Genomic DNA, 16,005 nt, shown 5'->3' with positions numbered 1-16,005 from the left:
ATGCCCACCCTGGTCGTCGCCGGACACGGCATGGTCGCCCACCGGCTCGTGGAGGCGGTGCGCGCGGAAGACCCTTCCGGCACTTGGCACATCGTCGTCCTGTCCGAGGAGCCGCGCCCGGCGTACGACCGGGTGGCGCTCACGTCCTATGTGGACACCTGGGACCCGGCGTCGCTGGCGCTGCCCGGTTCGGACTACACCGGTGACCCGCACGTCGACCTCCGGCTCGGCGAGCTGGCCGTTTCGGTCGACCGGGCCGCTCGCACGGTCACCACGGCGTCCGGCGCCGTCGTTTCCTACGACGCCCTGGTGCTGGCCACCGGCTCGCGGCCGTTCGTGCCGCCGGTGCCCGGCCACGACCTGCCCGGCTGCTTCGTCTACCGGACGATCGAAGACCTCGACGCCATCCGCGAAGCGGCTTTGCGGCCGGGACGCGGGCGGCGCGCGGCCGTCGTCATCGGCGGTGGCCTGCTCGGCCTGGAGGCCGCGAAGGCGTTGCGGGACATGGGACTCTCCCCGCACGTCGTCGAGATGGCGCCGCGGCTGATGCCGCTGCAGGTCGACGAAGGTGGTGGTTCCCTGCTGCGGCGGCTCATCACGAACCTCGACGTGACCGTCCACACGGGAACGTCGACCGACGCCATCGAGGCCGACGGCTCGCGACTGCTGGCCAAGCTGGGCAACGGGACCGAGCTGGACGTCGACCTCGTCGTGTTCTCGGCGGGTGTCCGGCCGCGCGACGACCTCGCCCGTCAGTCCGGTTTGGACGTCGGCCCGCGTGGCGGTGTGCTGACCGACGTGTCCTGCCGCACCAGCGATCCGGCGGTGTACGCGATCGGCGAGTGCGCCGCGGTCGACGGTCGTGTCTACGGCATCGTGGCACCCGGGTACGCGATGGCCGAGATCGTCGCGGCGCAGCTCACCGGTGGGGCCGGGGAGTTCCCGGAGCCGGACACGTCCACGAAGCTGAAGCTGATGGGCGTCGACGTGGCGTCCTTCGGCGACGCGCACGCGCGGACCGAAGGCGCGCTCGAGGTCGCCGTCAACGACGCGGTCGCCGGGACGTACAAGAAGCTCGTGGTCACCGACGACGGCAAGACGCTGCTCGGCGGCGTGCTCGTCGGCGACGCGACCGAGTACAACACGCTGCGCGCGCTGGTCGGCCGCCCGCTGCCGGCCGAGCCGGGCGCGATCCTCGCCCCGGCGGGCGGCGGTGCCGCGGTCGGTGTCGACGCGCTGCCCGACGCGGCGCAGATCTGCTCGTGCAACGCCGTGTCCAAGGGCGCGATCACCCGCGCGATCCACGAGGACGGCTGCGACACCGTCGGCAAGCTCAAGGCGTGCACCCGCGCGGGCACCGCGTGCGGCTCGTGCGTCCCGCTGCTGGGCAAGCTGCTCAGCGCCGGCGGTGTCGAGCAGTCGAAGGCGCTCTGCGAGCACTTCCCGCAGTCGCGCGCGGAGCTGTTCGAGATCGTCCAGGCCACCCGCATCACCACGTTCAGCGAGCTGATCAGCCGCTACGGATCGGGCAGCGGCTGCGCGATCTGCAAGCCGGCGGTCGCGTCGATCCTGGCCACTCTCGGCAACGGGCACGTGCTCGGCGGCGAGCAGATGACGTTGCAGGACACCAACGACCGCTACCTGGCGAACCTGCAGCGCAACGGCACGTACTCCGTCGTCCCGCGGATCCCCGGCGGCGAGATCACGCCGGAGAAGCTGATCGTGATCGGCCAGGTGGCCCAGGACTTCGGGCTGTACACCAAGATCACCGGCGGCCAGCGGATCGACCTGTTCGGGGCGACGGTGGACCAGCTGCCGCTGATCTGGCGGCGGCTGGTCGACGCGGGGTTCGAGTCCGGGCACGCGTACGGCAAGGCGCTGCGGACGGTCAAGTCGTGTGTCGGGTCGACGTGGTGCCGCTACGGCGTGCAGGACAGCGTCGGGCTGGCGATCGAGCTGGAGCTGCGCTACCGCGGCCTGCGGTCGCCGCACAAGCTCAAGTCCGCGGTCTCCGGCTGCGCGCGGGAGTGCGCGGAGGCGCGGAGCAAGGACTTCGGCATCATCGCGACGGAGAACGGCTGGAACCTCTACGTCGGCGGCAACGGCGGCACGACCCCGCGGCACGCCGAACTGCTGGTGTCCGATGTGGACACCGGGACGCTGATCCGGACCATCGACCGGTTCCTGATGTTCTACGTGCGCACCGCCGACCGGCTGCAGCGGACCGCGCCGTGGATCGAGGAGCTGGAGGGCGGCCTCGACCACCTGCGCGCGGTGATCGTCGACGACTCGCTCGGCATCTGCGAGGACCTCGACGCGGCGATGGCCAAGCACGTCGACAACTACGCCGACGAGTGGAAGGGCGTGCTCGAGGACCCGGAGAAGCTGGCCCGGTTCACCTCCTTCGTCAACGCGCCGGGCACGCCCGACCCGGCGATCTCGTTCCGCTCGGAGCGGGAGCAGAAAGTGCCCGTGATGCTGGGAGTTCCGGAGGTGCGCCGATGACGACGTCGATCGAACGGACCTGGACGGCGGTCTGCCCCACCGGCGTGGTGCCCGAGTACGCCGGGGTGGCGGCCCTGTTCGACGGCGGCGTGCAGGTGGCGATCTTCCACCTGCCGGGGGACCGCTGGTACGCACTGTCCAACTGGGACCCGTGCAGCGGCGCGGCGGTGCTCTCGCGCGGCATCGTCGGCGACGCGGGCGGTGTCCCGGTGGTCGCGTCGCCGGTCTACAAGGAACGATTCGCGCTCGACAGTGGACAATGCCTGGACGCCGAGGGTGTTTCGGTGCCGGTGTTCGAGGTGCGCGTGCGAGAGGGCGTGGTCGAAGTGGAGAGCCCGTGATCCTGCCGCTGACCGGGTTCGTGATCGGCATCACCGCGGCGCGCCGGGCCGACGAGCTCGGCGCGCTACTGGTGCGCAAGGGGGCGAGCGTCCGCTACGGCCCGGCGATCCGGATCGTCCCGCTGACCGACGACACGGAGCTGCACAGCGCGACGTCGACGCTGCTGGAGTCGCATGTGGACGCGGTGGTGGCGACGACGGGCATCGGCTTCCGCGGCTGGCTGGAAGCGGCCGAGGGCTGGGGCCTGGGGGACGCGTTGCTGTCGCGGCTTTCGTCGTCTTCGCTGCTGGCGCGCGGGCCGAAGGTGACGGGCGCCCTGCGCGCGGCGGGGCTGTCGGAGGCGTACTCACCGGCGTCGGAGAGCAACGCGGAGTTGTTGCAGCACTTGCTTTCCGCGGGCGTCGCGGGCAAGCGGATCGCGGTGCAGCTGCACGGCGAGCCGCTGCCGTACTTCGTGGACGCCCTGCGCGCGGCGGGGGCCGAGGTCATCGAGGTTTCGGTGTACCGCTGGGTCGGCCCGGTGGACCCCGGCCCGGTGGACCGGCTCCTCGACGGCGTGCTGGACGGATCGATCCACGCGCTGCCGTTCACGAGCGCCCCGGCGGTGGCGTCGCTGGTCGCGTTGGCCCGGCGCACGGGCCGGCTGCCGGGGCTGATCTCGGCGTTGTCCGGCCCGGTCGTCGCGGCGTGCGTCGGCCCGATCACGGCAGGCCCGTTGGCGGCGTTGGGCGTGCCGACGGTCCAGCCACACCGGGCCCGGCTCGGAGCGCTGGCCCGGACGGTGTCCGAGACGCTGCTGGCCCGTTCACCCCGCTTTTCGGCGGGCGGCCTGTCGATCGAGCTGCGCGGCCAGGCCGCGGTGGTGGACGGCGAGTGGCACGACGTGGCTCCGGCCCCGATGGCGCTGCTGCGGGCGCTGGCAGCGTCCCCGGGCCGGGTGGTCTCGCGCCGCGAGCTGATTTCGGCGTTACCCGGCGGCGGCGAGGAGCACGCGGTGGAGACGGCGATCGGGCGGCTGAGGACGTCGCTGGGCGGCGGGAAGGTCGTGCAGACGGTGGTGAAGCGGGGGTACCGGCTGGCCGTGGACGCCTGAGCGACTCCGCCATGCGGGCGATCCTGGCAGCCGGTGGTTGTTCCCAGGCTGTCGTGGGGATAACGTATAGCCCAAGCTAGAGACTATAGCCTAGAGGTGAAACCGGTGGACGAGACGCGAGGGCCGGAACGCCGACGGCGTGCCGACACCCGGCGGGAAATCCTCGACACCGCCGTCGAAGTCATGGCCGAGCGCGGCGTCGCCGGGCTGAGCCTGTCCGAAGTCGCGCGGCGCGTCGGCATCCGGCAGCCCTCGCTCTACAAGCACTTCGCTTCACTGCACGCGGTTTACGACGAGCTGTTCCGGGAGGGGGCGGAGCGGCAGCGGGAGGCGGTGGCCCGGGCGCTGAAGGGGAGGGTGCCCGGGCTGCCGGCTCTGGCCGAGGCCGTCGAGGCGCTCGGCCGGGTCGCCATGGCGCATCCCGTGCACGCCCAGCTCATCGCCTGGCGGCCCGTTCCCGAGTTCACGCCGTCGGCGGCGGCCTTCCAGCCGAGCGTCGAGCTGGTCGAGCTGTTACGCGGGGCGCTGCGTGACGCCGTCGCCGCGGGCGAGCTCGCACCCGCAGCAGACACCGAGGCCGGCGCCGCGCTGTTGTCCATCGTCGTCACCGGCACGCTTTCGCAGCAGCTCGCGAACGAGCCCGGTGCCGACTACGAGGCCGGGCGGTTCACGTCGCTGCTGCCCGACGCTTTCGCCATGTTCGTCCGGCATTTCGCCCCGGGAGGGCAGCCATGCGACAGACCCGGACCACCCACGCCCTGATGATCGCCCGGCCCGGGCGCGAGGAAGTCGCCCAGGGCGGCCTCGCCGAGCTGGCCGCCCTCGACGCGCTGCTCGCGGACCTCACGGAGGCTGATTGGCGGCGGCGGCCGACGGCGAGCGGCTGGACCGTCCACGAGCTGGTCGCGCACCTCGTCGGCCAGCACGCGGAGACGGCGCGGCCGTGGACGATCGGCGGCCGTGTCCGCGCGGCCCGAAAGCGGTTTCCCGCGTTGTCCGCTTTGGACGCGCACAACGCGCTGCAGGTCGAGACGTTCGCGCCGCTGTCCGATGGGGAGCTTCGCCGGAAGCTCGCCGCGGTCGGTCCCCGGGCCGTCCGCATGCGGCGGCGCACCCCCGCGTTCGTCCGGCGTCAGGGCACCGAGCGGTACTTCCCGGGTGAGCCGCTGGTCGAGCCGACCCTGGCGTACGTGCTGGATGTCTTGTCCCCTCGCGACACCTGGTTGCACCGGCTGGAGATCGCCCGTGCGACGGACCGTCCGTTCGCGGCCGATCCCCACCAGGAGTCCGTCGTCGCGCAGGTGGTCCGTGACCTCGCCGAGGAGTGGGCGAGCCCGCCGCTGGTCTTGGAGCTGGACGGGGCCGGCCAGTGGCGGCTCGGCGAGGGTGAGCCGATCGCCTGGGTGCGTGCCAGCGTGCTCGAGTACCTCTGGCACCTGTCGGGCCGACCGGGAAACCCCGAATTCGACGTCGATGGCGATCCGGCCGCGGTGGACGCTCTTCGAGCCGCGCGCGTGGTCTTCTGATGCTCAACCGACCCAGGTGACCGTGTGCTTCTCGAACCCCCTCGCCGCCGCGACACGCGCCGCCTCCGATTCGGCCTCCTGCCGGGCCGCCGGGGGCAGCGGGTCGAACGCCGTCAGCGTGAACGTCAGCTTCGTGCCACTGCTCTTCGTCCGCCAAATACCCGCGATGTCGCCGTCCGCCAGCAGCACCCCGGGGTTGCCCAGCATCTTCCAGACCTGCTTGCGCCGCAACGGATCGGGCACCAGCAGCGCCTTGTCCCGCGCCTGGATGAACGGGTCCAGCGGCGGCAGGAGCCGCACGATGTCCGGCTCCGGTGGGTTCTCCAGTGCGGCCAGCCGGGCCGCCGGCAGGTACCGCGTCTTCCCGTCGACGTCCACCGAAACCAGGTCGTCCGGCCACGTCTTGTCGACGACCGCCCGGGCCGTGCCCACGAACTCCGCCGCTTCGCCCGGCGAGGCCGGGCCGTTGAGGCTCAGGTACGACTCGACCACCGACGTCGCCGCGGCGACGTCCGGTGTGCGGCGCATCCGGCCGCGCCCCTCGAGCGGCGCCAGCGTGGCCGGGGACGCTCCGGCCACCAGGCGGACCCCGGCGTGCGGTGTCGCGATGCGCATCAGCTGCTCCTGGATGTGCGTCGCGTTGCAGCCGCGGCACCAGCGGGAGAACTCCGGCGGCAGCTTCTTCGTCACCGCCGTGCTGACCGCGCCCTTGGTCATCTCCTTCGTGACGACCTCGCGGATCGCCTTCGCCGCCGTGAAGACCACCTCGGACGCCGCGAGCCCGGTCGCCGCCAGTTCCTTGCGCTGCCAGAGCATCCGGGCCAGCGCGTCCGCGTCGTCCAGGGGCACCAGCGCGCGCGTCACCTCGGCGAGGTCCAGGTGGTAGTGCGGCGCACCCCGCAACGTCCACCCGAGCACGAGCCGCCGATCGTCCACAGGGGACACCGGCGCGTCGAGCCGGGCCACGAGAGCGAGCAGCGCCGTGTCGCGCATGCTGTCCTGCAGCCCGGCTTTCACGACCGCGAGCTCGGTGACGTCCTTCGCGGTGCGGTGCAGGCCGTGCTCGGCGATGCGGTAGGCGAGTACCTGACGACGGTCCACGTGCGACTCCTAGAGCGTGTACTCGAAGGTGTACCCCATCTTCTCCTCGCCCATCGCGCCGCCGACGGTGCCGCTGCCGGTGAGGGCCGCCAGCTCACCGGTGCCCGAGCCGGGGACGACGCTGAACGTCGAGGCGATGCCCTTGGCGTCGAACGTGAACTCGTGCTTCACGATGAACGTCCCTTCACGACCGTCGACCTTGCCCGCGAAGCGCTCGAAGCTCGGCGACGTCGTCTTGCCGCTTTCGTAGTCTTCGCCCGCGTAGTACAGCAGGAGATCGCAGATCGATTCACCCTCGATGACGCCGTCGTAAGCCATCGACGCGTGCGCGTACGCCACTCGCGGGCCCCCTTCGGTCCCGCTGACGATGTTCTCTTCCCAGTTCTTCATGGTGAATGCGTTCATGGGGACCACCCTGCCGGGTTTACCTGTCAGCTTGTGTCAGGTATTTCTGCCAGAATCGGGTCATGCGCGCCAGCCGGCTCCTGTCCGTCCTCCTGCTGCTGCAGAACCGCGGCCGGATGACGGCCGACGAGCTGGCCGAGGAGCTCGAGGTCTCGGTGCGGACGGTCTACCGGGACATCGACGCGCTGTCGGCGTCCGGCGTCCCGGTGTACGCCGACCGCGGCCGGACCGGCGGGTATCGCCTGGTCGACGGCTACCGCACCCGGCTCACCGGGATGACCGAGGAGGAGGCCCAGTCGCTGTCGCTGGCCGGGCTGCCGGTGGCCGCGGCCGAGCTGGGCCTGGGCACCGTCCTGGCCGCCGCCCAGCTCAAGCTGTACGCCGCGTTGCCGCAGGAGCTGCGTGACCGCGCCGGGCGCGTCGCCGAGCGGTTCTACCTGGACGTCCCGGGCTGGCACCGCGGCATCGAAAGCCTGCCGGCGCTGTCCGCGATCGCCGACGCCGTGTGGTCGTCGCACCGGATCCGGATCCGCTACGAGCGGTGGGGGCAGCGGGTCGTCGAACGGGACGTCGAGCCGCTGGGGCTGATCCTCAAAGCGGGCAACTGGTACCTCGCCGGCCGCTGCGAGGGCACCGACCGGACGTACCGGATCTCGCGCGTGCTGGAACTGACCGACCTCGGCGAGGAGTTCGAGCGGCCCGCGGGGTTCGACCTCGCGGCGTACTGGCAGGAGTGGTCCGAGCAGTTCGAACGCCGGATGTTCCCGCGCGTCGCCGTGGTGCGGTTGTCGCCCCGGGCGCAGGCTCTCGTACCGTTCTACGCGGGTTCGGTCGGCGCCCGCGCCCTGCGGGACTGCCGGAACGAACCGGACGCGGACGGCTGGCTCACCGTGGAGCTGCCGGTGGAACCGGGCGAACCGGCCATCGGCGAGCTGCTGCGGTTCGGGCCGCACCTGGAGGTCCTCGAACCGGCGGACCTGCGGGCGGAGCTGGCCGAAGCGATCGAGCGGATGGGTGCGATCTATGGGTGAGCTGAGCGGGATCGCCATCGGCGTGACGGCGGAGCGCCGGGCCGACGAGTTCATCGGGGCGCTCGAACGGCACGGCGCCGAGGTCCGGCACGCGCCGACGATCACGATCGTGCCCCTGAACAGCGACTTCAAGCTGAAGGCGGCCACCCTGAAGCTCGCGACGGCGCCGGTCGACTTCACCGTGGTCACGACGGGCGCGGGCTTCCGCGGCTGGCTCGACGCCGCCGACGGCTGGAGCTTGCGCTCTCCGCTGCTGGAGCGGCTGCGGACGTCCCACATCTACGCTCGCGGACCGAAAGCGGTCGGCGCGGTGCGCGGCGCCGGGCTGCGCGAGTCCTTTTCGGCCGCTTCCGAGTCGAACGCGGAGCTGTTCGGTGCGTTGGCGGAGGCTGCGATCGACGGCGCCCGGGTGGCGGTCCAGCTCCACGGGACACCGCTGCCGGAGCACACCGCGCAGCTGATCGCGGCCGGTGCTTCGCTGGTCGAGCTGCAGCCTTACCGCTGGTTTTCCCCGCCGGACGTGCGGCCGGTGCACGCCCTGATCGACGCGGCCGTGGCGGGCGAGCTGGGCGCGCTGGCATTCACGAGCGCCCCGGCGGCGGCGAACTTCCTGACCCTGGCCCGCGAGTACGGCCGGTACGAGTCGCTGCTCGCGGCTCTGCGCGGCCCGGTGGTGGTCGCGTGCGTGGGCCCGGTGACGGCGGCGCCGCTGGAGGAGGCGGGCATCGAAACGCTGCTGCCGGAGCGGCAGCGCCTCGGCGCCCTGGTGAAACTCCTGGTCACGACGCTGGGTGAGTAGCTGTCCAGCGAGTCGGCGGCGTTCGGTCCGAGTTTGTCCACATCGGGTTCGGCCGTCCGTCAGGGCGGGCCGCTCCACCTGTGTCGCTGGCCTCAAAATCAGCGGTCAGAACAGTCCCTCCTTGCCCGGACCTTCGTCACCGTCCGGCTTCCAGCGGTATTTCCGCAGGTCGACGCGCTGGCCGTCGGCCAGTACGCCTTCCGCGCGCAGCCGTTCGAGCTGGTCGTGCACCAGGTGCGGCGCCGGCGTCCCGTTCGCGCGCAGGATCCGGTGCCACGGCAGGTCGTGCCCGTCCTCGGCCAGGATGGCGCCGACCATCCGCGGCGAGGGCGCGCCGGCGAGCGCCGCGATGTCGCCGTACGTCGCGACCGTGCCGGCCGGCACCGACTCGATGATCTCCCGCACGCGCTCGTGCAGAACGTCGTCCATACCGACACTCTGCCGGATGGGTACGACACTTTTGGTAGCCGCCCGCCGCACGAGCGGGCGTCTTCACCGAACGCACGCACGCTAAGCCGTGCCGGTGCGCCACCCGGGGGACCGGGCGTGGTTCCATCGCTGGGTGAACGCGAGGCGAACGGCGCAGGCGGACGCGCGGCTGGTGCGCACGCCGATCGCCGACGCACCCACGTTCACCTGGGACGACGGCGCCCGGCGACTGCTCTCCGCACCCGGGGGCTTCCGCCGCGTGCTCGGCGGTCCCGGCACCGGCAAGACGTCGCTGCTCGCGTCGGCCGCGACCCGCCGCATCGCCGAGGGCGCCGACCCGGAGAGCGTGCTGGTGCTCACGACGTCCCGCAAGGCCGCCGACGCGCTGCGCGCCGACATCACCCGGCGGCTCACCGCCGACCCCGACCAGGCGCGGCCGCTGCCCCGGACCGTCCGCGAACCGCTGGTGCGCACAGTCCACTCGTACGCCTATTCGCTGCTGCGGCTGGAAGCGATGGCCGAGGAGCTCCCGCCGCCCCGGCTGCTGGCCGGCGCCGAGCAGGACGTCGTCGTCCGCGAGCTGCTGGCCGGCGACCTCGACGAGGAAGCCGGGTACTGGCCCGAGCAGCTGCGGCCGGCGCTGATGGTCCCCGGGTTCGCCGAAGAGCTGCGCGACCTGCTGATGCGGGCCGCCGAGCGCGGCCTCGGGCCGGAGGACCTCGCCGAGCTGGGCCGTCGCCGCGGCCGCGAGGAATGGGTCGCCGCCGGGCAGTTCTGGGCGCAGTACGAAGAAGTCACGCAGCTGCAGGGCGCGGGCGGCAACGCGCTGGGCGTGGCGAGCGCGCCCGCGCTGGACGCCGCCGAGCTGGTCACGTCCGCGCTGCTCGCCCTGGAGGACGACGACGAACTGCGCGAACGGGAGCGCACGCGCGTGCGGCACCTCTTCGTCGACGACGCCCACCACCTCGACCCGCTGCAGACCAGCCTGGTCCGGGTGATCGGGCACACCGCGGCCGAGTTCGTCGTCGCCGGCGACCCCGACCAGAACGTGTTCTCCTTCCGTGGCGCCGACGCGAGCCTGTTCGCCGACGCCGACCCGGACGGCAGCCGGACCGTCACGCTCACGACGTCGCACCGGCTGGCCCCGGCCGTCCGCCTGGCGGTGGCGAAGATCGGCGCGACGCTGCCGGGCGCGTCGCAGCACCGCAAGATCGTGCCGCCCGCGGGTGCTTCCGGGGGAAACGTGCGGGTCCGCGTGATGCCGACGCCGGCCGCCGAGGCGAGCTGGATCGCCGACCAGCTCCGCCGCGCGCACCTCGTCGACGGCGTGCCGTGGTCGGAGATCGCGGTGCTCGTGCGGTCGCCGGCGCGGACTTTCCTGGTGCTGCAACGGGCTTTGCGCGCGGCCGGCGTCCCGATCGGGTCGGCGACCGAGGAGCTGCCGCTGGCCCGCCAGCCCGCGGTCCGCCCGCTGCTGGCCGTGCTGAAGCTCGCGCCTTCGCCGGAGCTGCTCGACATCGACCTCGCCGAGATGCTGCTGTCGTCGTCGCTCGGCGGCGCGGATCCCTTGGCGCTGCGGCGGTTGCGTCGCGGTCTCCGGCGGCTCGAACTGGCCGGCGGCGGCCAGCGCTCAAGCGACGAACTGCTCGTGGAAGCGTTGCGCGGCGGGGACATCCTCGCCGGGCTCGCCGACGCGGAGGCCGAACCGGTGCGGCGCGTCGGCGGACTGCTGCGCGTCACCCACCAGGCCGTCGCGCGCGGGGACGGCGTCGAGCAGGTGGTGTGGCAGCTGTGGCAGGAGAGCGGCCTGCAGGAGAAGCTGCTCAAGCAGGTCGAACGCGGTGGATCGCTGGGCGCGCAGGCCGATCGTGACCTCGACGCCATCGTCGCGCTGTTCGACGCCGCCGGCCGGTACGTCGACCGGCTGCCGCGCGCGAGCGTCGCGTCTTTCGCGGACTATCTCGGTGCGCAACAGATCGCGGGTGACACGCTGGCTCCGGCGGCGGTGCCCGCGGACGGCGTTTCCCTCCTCACCGCGCACGCCGCCGCCGGTCGCGAGTGGACAGTCGTCGCCGTGGCGGGGGTCCAAGAGGGAGCATGGCCGGACCTGCGGCTGCGCGGATCCGTGCTGGGCGTGGAACGGCTGAAGGACCTGATGTCCGGTGTGGACGATGACGCCGTCTCCGCGACCGCGCCGATCCTGGCCGAGGAGCGGCGCCTGTTCTACCTCGCGATGAGCCGGGCGAAGCAGACGCTGCTGGTCACGGCGGTGTCCGGAGAGGACGAACAGCCGTCGCGGTTCCTCGACGACCTCGAGGAGAACGGCGCCGACGACGGCGGCCTCGACTCGCGGATGAAGCCGCCCGGCCGGTCGCTGGTGCTGGCCGAGCTGGTGGGGGAGCTGCGCGAGGTCGTCTGCGACGACAAGGCCGATCCGGCACGCCGTCGCCGTGCGGCGAAACAGCTCGCGCGCCTGGCCGAGGCGAAGGTGCCGGGCGCGCACCCGTCCACTTGGTACGGCCTGCTCCCGGCGTCCACCGACGAGCCGGTGCACCGGCCGGGCGACCTGGTCCGGATCTCCCCGTCCACAGTGGAGATCCTGACTAAGTGCCCGCTGCGCTGGATGATCGAGCGCCACGGCGGCAGCGACCCGGCGCAGCTCGCCGCGGTGACCGGGACGCTGGTGCACGGGCTGGCGGAGTCCGTCGCGTCCGGCAAGACCGACGCGGAGCTGCAGGCCGCCTTGGACGAGGCCTGGGTGCGCGTCGACGCGGGCGCGCCCTGGTTTTCCCGCCGTGAGCGGCGGCGGGTCGAGCAGATGCTGCAGAACTTCGTGACGTGGCTGGAGCGCAGCCGGGCCGAGCTGAAGGCGGCGGGAGTCGAGCAGGACATCGAGGTCGAGCTGCCGGCCGGGGGCGAGGACGAGGTCCGGGTGCTGTTGCGCGGCCGGGTGGACCGGGTGGAGCTGGACTCCGAGGGGCGGCCGGTGATCGTCGACATCAAGACGGGGAAGGTTCCGGTGTCCGGTGCGGATGCCGAGGCGCATCCGCAGCTGGCGGCTTATCAGCTGGCGGTGTTGCTGGGCGCGATCAAGGGCAGCAACGAGCCTGGTGGCGCTCGGCTGGTGTATGTCGCGAAGGCGAACAACAAGACGGGCGCGACCGAACGGTCCCAGCCGCCGCTCGACGAGGTCGGCGGGAAGCAGTGGCTGGAGCTGGTCCGCGACGCGGCGGCTTCGGCGGCCGGCCCGGACTACCAGGCTCAGGAGACTCCGGACTGCGACCGGTGCCCCGCGCGCGGGTGCTGTCCGCTGCGGCCGGAGGGTCGGCAGGTGCCGGGCCCGTGAGCCAGCCAAAAGCCGTCGTGAGTGAGAAACTGGGTACTAACCCGGTTTCTCACTCACGACCGGTCGGGGGGCGTGCGTGAGTCCGCTCGTCGTCGCCAACCCCGTCGAGCCCGCCGAACTCGCCGACGCGCTGGGCCTGCACCGGCCCACCCCCGAACAGGCCACCGTCATCGCCGCGCCGGTCGAGCCGAGCCTCGTCGTCGCCGGCGCCGGTGCGGGCAAGACCGAAACCATGGCCGCGCGGGTGGTCTGGCTCGTCGCGAACGGGATCGTCAGCCCCGACCGTGTCCTCGGCCTCACCTTCACCCGCAAGGCCGCGCGGCAGCTCGGCGAACGCGTCCGGGCGCGGCTGCGGCGGCTCGCCGGGTCCGGGCTGCTCGACCGGCTCGACCCGTCCGGTGGGCTTCGGTCCACTGTGGTCGCCGGCGAGCCGACCGTGCTCACCTACCACGCCTACGCCGGGCGCCTCCTGTCCGAACACGGACTCCGGCTCCCGGTGCAGCCCGGTGTCCGGCTGCTGTCCGAAACGTCGTCGTGGCAGATCGCGCACCGCGTCGTGTCCACTTGGGACAACGAGCTGGATACCGACCGCGTCCCGCCGACCGTGACCGCGGACGTCCTGCAGCTGGCCGGTGAGCTGGGTGAGCACCTCGTCTCCACCGAGCAGCTCGCCGAGTACACGACGTGGATGTGCCGCGTCATCGAGAACGCGCCTCGCGCCAAGGGCCAGCGGGCCGCGCTCCCGCAGAAGCTCACGGAAATCATGGCCGCGCAACACTTCCGGCTCGCGCTGCTGCCGCTCGTCGAGGAGTACCACCGGCGCAAGCGCAACGAAGGCGCGCTCGACTTCGCCGACCAGATGTCGCTGGCCGCCCAGCTCGCGAGCGGGTACCCGTCGGTCGTTCGTGGTGAGCGCGAGCGCTTCGGCGCCGTCCTGCTCGACGAATACCAGGACACCGGGCACGCCCAGCGCGTCCTGCTGCGGGCGCTGTTCGGCGGTGTCGAGAACCCGCCGATGCCGGTCACCGCGGTCGGCGACCCGGCCCAGGCCATCTACGGCTGGCGCGGTGCCAGCGCGGCCAACCTGCCCCGCTTCACCACCGACTTCCCGCGCCAGGACAGCGGAAAGCTCGTCCCCGCCAACGAATACGGCCTGCTGACGAGCTTCCGCAACCCGCCGGAGATCCTCGACCTCGCCAACGCGATCGCCGAACCGCTGCGAGCGCGCGGCCTCGGCGTCGAACGGCTGCGGGCGCGCGAAGGCGCCGGGCCCGCGGACATCGCGTGCGCGCTGCTGCCGGACATCCGCGCCGAACGCGACTGGGTGGCCGACGCCGTCGCCCGGCGCTGGCACGCCGTCCAGGAGCAGACCGGGAAGCCGCCGACCGCCGCTGTGCTCGTGCGGCGCCGCGCCGACATGGCGCCGATCGCCGCCGAACTGCGGGCGCGCGGCCTGCCGGTCGAGGTCGTCGGCCTCGGCGGCCTGCTCGACGAGCCCGAGGTCGCGGACCTCGTTTCGACACTGAAGGTGCTCGCCGATCCGCTGTCCGGCAGCGCCGCGGCCCGCCTGCTGACCGGCGCGCGCTGGCGGCTCGCGGCCGCCGACGTCGCCGCGTTGTGGCGGCGTGCGGGGGAGCTGTCCAGCCCGGAGAAGCCGGACGGGCCGGAGCTGGTCGTCGAGCGCGTCGAGCAGGCCGGGCTGATCGACGCCATCGACGAGCCGGGTTCGCCGGAGCGGTATTCCGAGGAGGGTTACCAGCGCATTCGCCGGATCGGCTGGGAGCTGTCCGCGTTGCGGCGGCGGCTCGACCAGTCGCTGCCGGAGCTGGTCGCCGACGTCGAGCGCACGATGCTCCTCGACGTCGAATCGCTGGCGCGCCCGGGATCCGCCGGACGCGCGCACCTGGACGCGTTCGCCGAAGTCGTCACCGACTACGCCGAAACGGCGCCGACGGCGACCCTGTTGTCCTTTGTGGACTACCTGAACACCGCCGCGCACGCCGAGGACGGGCTCACCCCGGGCGAGGTCGAGGTCGTGCCGGACCGCGTGCAGGTGCTCACCGTGCACTCGGCGAAGGGGCTCGAGTGGGAGGTCGTCGCCGTGCCGCACCTGGTGCAGGACGTCTTCCCGGGCCGGCGGCGGTCGTCGTCGTGGCTGCGGACGGCGACGTCGCTGCCCGCCGCGTTGCGCGGTGACTCGGAGGACCTGCCGGAGCTGCGGATCGCCGACGGCTACGACCGCAAGGAAGTCCAAGAAGGACTGGAGCTGCACGAAGCGGGGTTCGTCGAGCGGGAGCAGTCGGAGGAACGGCGGCTCTGCTACGTCGCGCTGACGCGGTCCGAGCACGCGCTGATCGTGGCCGGGCACTGGTGGAACGAGAGCAGCAGCCGGTTCAAAGGGCCGTCGGAATTCCTGACCGAGATCGGCGACGTCGTGCGCGAGACCGGCGTCGGGCAGCTCGCCGAGTGGGCGCCGGAGCCGTCGTCGGACGACGAAAACCCGCTGGTGTCGGACTCTCGGACGTCGCGGTGGCCGGTCGATCCACTGGCCGATCGCCGCACCGGCGTGCAGACCGGGGTCGAGTTGGTGTCCGAAGCACTGTCCTCTTCGGACGAAGATGAGTCCGAAGAGGACGATCCGGACGGCTGGCTGACCGACACCGACGTCCTGCTCGAAGAGTGGGCGCGCAAGGACGACCGGATCAGGCGGGTCCCGCTGCCGTCGCGGCTTTCGGTGAGCCAGCTGGTCGCGCTGGCCGAGGACGCCGGCAAGCTGGCGGCGGACCTGAGCCGCCCGCTTCCGATGGAGCCCAACAGCTTCGCCCGCCGCGGCACGGAGTTCCACGGCTGGCTGGAGCGCCGGTTCTCCGGCGACCAGCTGATCGAGATCGACGACCTCCCGGGCGCGGCCGACTTCGGCGAAGCGCCCGACGCGGACTTCGAAGAGCTGCGGGCCGAGTTCGAGAAGAGCGAGTGGGCCTCCCGCGTGCCGGACGCGGTGGAGGTCTCGTTCACCGCCGACGTCGAAGGCATCACCCTGCGCGGCCGCATGGACGCGGTGTTCCGGCACCCGGACGGCTATTGGGAAGTCGTGGACTGGAAGACGGGCTCGGTCCCGCCCGAGTCCCGGCAGCCGGCACTGGCGGTCCAGCTGGCGGCGTACCGGATGGCCTGGGCCGCGCTGAAGAACGTCCCGGTGGAGCAGGTCCGCGCGGCGTTCCACTACGTCCGAGCGAACCGCACGATCCGCCCGGCCGACCTCCTGGACCCCGAAGGCCTCCGCCGCCTCCTCCGCGACATCCCCGAGGCGTGATCAGACACGTAACCCGCGTGATCAGACCCGTAACTCGCGTGATTGAGGACGTAACTCGCGAGTTCCGGCCTCAATCACGCGAGTTACGGCTTGGATCACGCGAGTTCCGGCTCGA

Annotated in this window: 12 protein-coding genes; 9 read left to right on the top strand and 3 right to left on the bottom strand. The window is 72.4% G+C overall.

From position 1 onward, the window contains the following. From nirB to OG738_RS05635, 5 genes are all read left to right on the top strand, one after another. Positions 1 to 2,505 carry a nitrite reductase large subunit NirB gene (gene nirB, locus OG738_RS05655; RefSeq protein ID WP_329051805.1) on the top strand — a complete coding sequence of 835 codons (2,505 nt, stop codon included), beginning with the start codon at positions 1 to 3 and terminating at the stop codon, positions 2,503 to 2,505. Beyond that, a complete protein-coding gene (gene nirD / locus OG738_RS05650; RefSeq protein ID WP_329051804.1) occupies positions 2,502 to 2,846 on the top strand; it encodes a nitrite reductase small subunit NirD in 345 nt (114 codons plus the stop codon). The genes nirB and nirD overlap by 4 nt, the downstream gene beginning before the upstream one ends. Then, on the top strand, positions 2,843 to 3,940 hold the full coding sequence (locus tag OG738_RS05645) for a uroporphyrinogen-III synthase (protein WP_329051802.1): 1,098 nt from the start codon (positions 2,843 to 2,845) through the stop codon (positions 3,938 to 3,940). The genes nirD and OG738_RS05645 overlap by 4 nt, the downstream gene beginning before the upstream one ends. 105 nt (positions 3,941 to 4,045) lie before the next feature. Next, entirely contained in the window at positions 4,046 to 4,702 is a 657-nt protein-coding gene (locus OG738_RS05640) for a TetR/AcrR family transcriptional regulator (protein WP_329051801.1), read from the top strand. Next, positions 4,672 to 5,466, top strand: a complete 795-nt coding sequence (locus tag OG738_RS05635) for a maleylpyruvate isomerase family mycothiol-dependent enzyme (RefSeq protein ID WP_329051799.1) — start codon at positions 4,672 to 4,674, stop codon at positions 5,464 to 5,466. The genes OG738_RS05640 and OG738_RS05635 overlap by 31 nt, the downstream gene beginning before the upstream one ends. Before the next feature lie 3 nt (positions 5,467 to 5,469). Here OG738_RS05635 and OG738_RS05630 read toward each other — a convergent pair whose 3' ends face one another. Both OG738_RS05630 and OG738_RS05625 read right to left on the bottom strand, forming a co-directional pair. After that, the gene (locus tag OG738_RS05630; protein WP_329051798.1) at positions 5,470 to 6,567 is read right to left on the bottom strand and encodes a DNA glycosylase AlkZ-like family protein; all 1,098 of its coding nucleotides are present in this window, start codon (positions 6,565 to 6,567) and stop codon (positions 5,470 to 5,472) included. A 9-nt stretch (positions 6,568 to 6,576) separates the two neighbouring features. Further along, positions 6,577 to 6,972, bottom strand: coding sequence for a DUF3224 domain-containing protein (locus OG738_RS05625; RefSeq protein WP_329051796.1), 396 nt, complete (start codon positions 6,970 to 6,972; stop codon positions 6,577 to 6,579). A 62-nt stretch (positions 6,973 to 7,034) separates the two neighbouring features. Here OG738_RS05625 and OG738_RS05620 point away from each other — a divergent pair, with 62 nt between their 5' ends. Both OG738_RS05620 and OG738_RS05615 read left to right on the top strand, forming a co-directional pair. Next, entirely contained in the window at positions 7,035 to 8,003 is a 969-nt protein-coding gene (locus OG738_RS05620) for a helix-turn-helix transcriptional regulator (protein WP_329051794.1), read from the top strand. Further along, positions 7,996 to 8,802 carry a uroporphyrinogen-III synthase gene (locus OG738_RS05615; RefSeq protein ID WP_329051792.1) on the top strand — a complete coding sequence of 269 codons (807 nt, stop codon included), beginning with the start codon at positions 7,996 to 7,998 and terminating at the stop codon, positions 8,800 to 8,802. The genes OG738_RS05620 and OG738_RS05615 overlap by 8 nt, the downstream gene beginning before the upstream one ends. A gap of 105 nt (positions 8,803 to 8,907) precedes the next feature. Here OG738_RS05615 and OG738_RS05610 read toward each other — a convergent pair whose 3' ends face one another. Then, positions 8,908 to 9,231 (bottom strand): MGMT family protein, encoded by a 324-nt coding sequence (locus tag OG738_RS05610; protein ID WP_329051790.1) that lies wholly within the window; start codon positions 9,229 to 9,231, stop codon positions 8,908 to 8,910. Positions 9,232 to 9,364: 133 nt separating this feature from the next. Here OG738_RS05610 and OG738_RS05605 point away from each other — a divergent pair, with 133 nt between their 5' ends. Both OG738_RS05605 and OG738_RS05600 read left to right on the top strand, forming a co-directional pair. Continuing rightward, the gene (locus OG738_RS05605) at positions 9,365 to 12,577 is read left to right on the top strand and encodes an ATP-dependent helicase (RefSeq protein WP_442875864.1); all 3,213 of its coding nucleotides are present in this window, start codon (positions 9,365 to 9,367) and stop codon (positions 12,575 to 12,577) included. Between the two features lie 76 nt (positions 12,578 to 12,653). After that, positions 12,654 to 15,890, top strand: coding sequence for an ATP-dependent helicase (locus tag OG738_RS05600; protein WP_329051788.1), 3,237 nt, complete (start codon positions 12,654 to 12,656; stop codon positions 15,888 to 15,890). Positions 15,891 to 16,005: the final 115 nt, after the last annotated feature.

This window comes from Amycolatopsis sp. NBC_01488, assembly GCF_036227105.1.
Taxonomy (GTDB): Bacteria; Actinomycetota; Actinomycetes; order Mycobacteriales; family Pseudonocardiaceae; genus Amycolatopsis.
The sequence above is the reverse complement of the archived record's forward strand: the minus strand, read 5'-3'. Positions and strand labels throughout refer to the sequence as shown.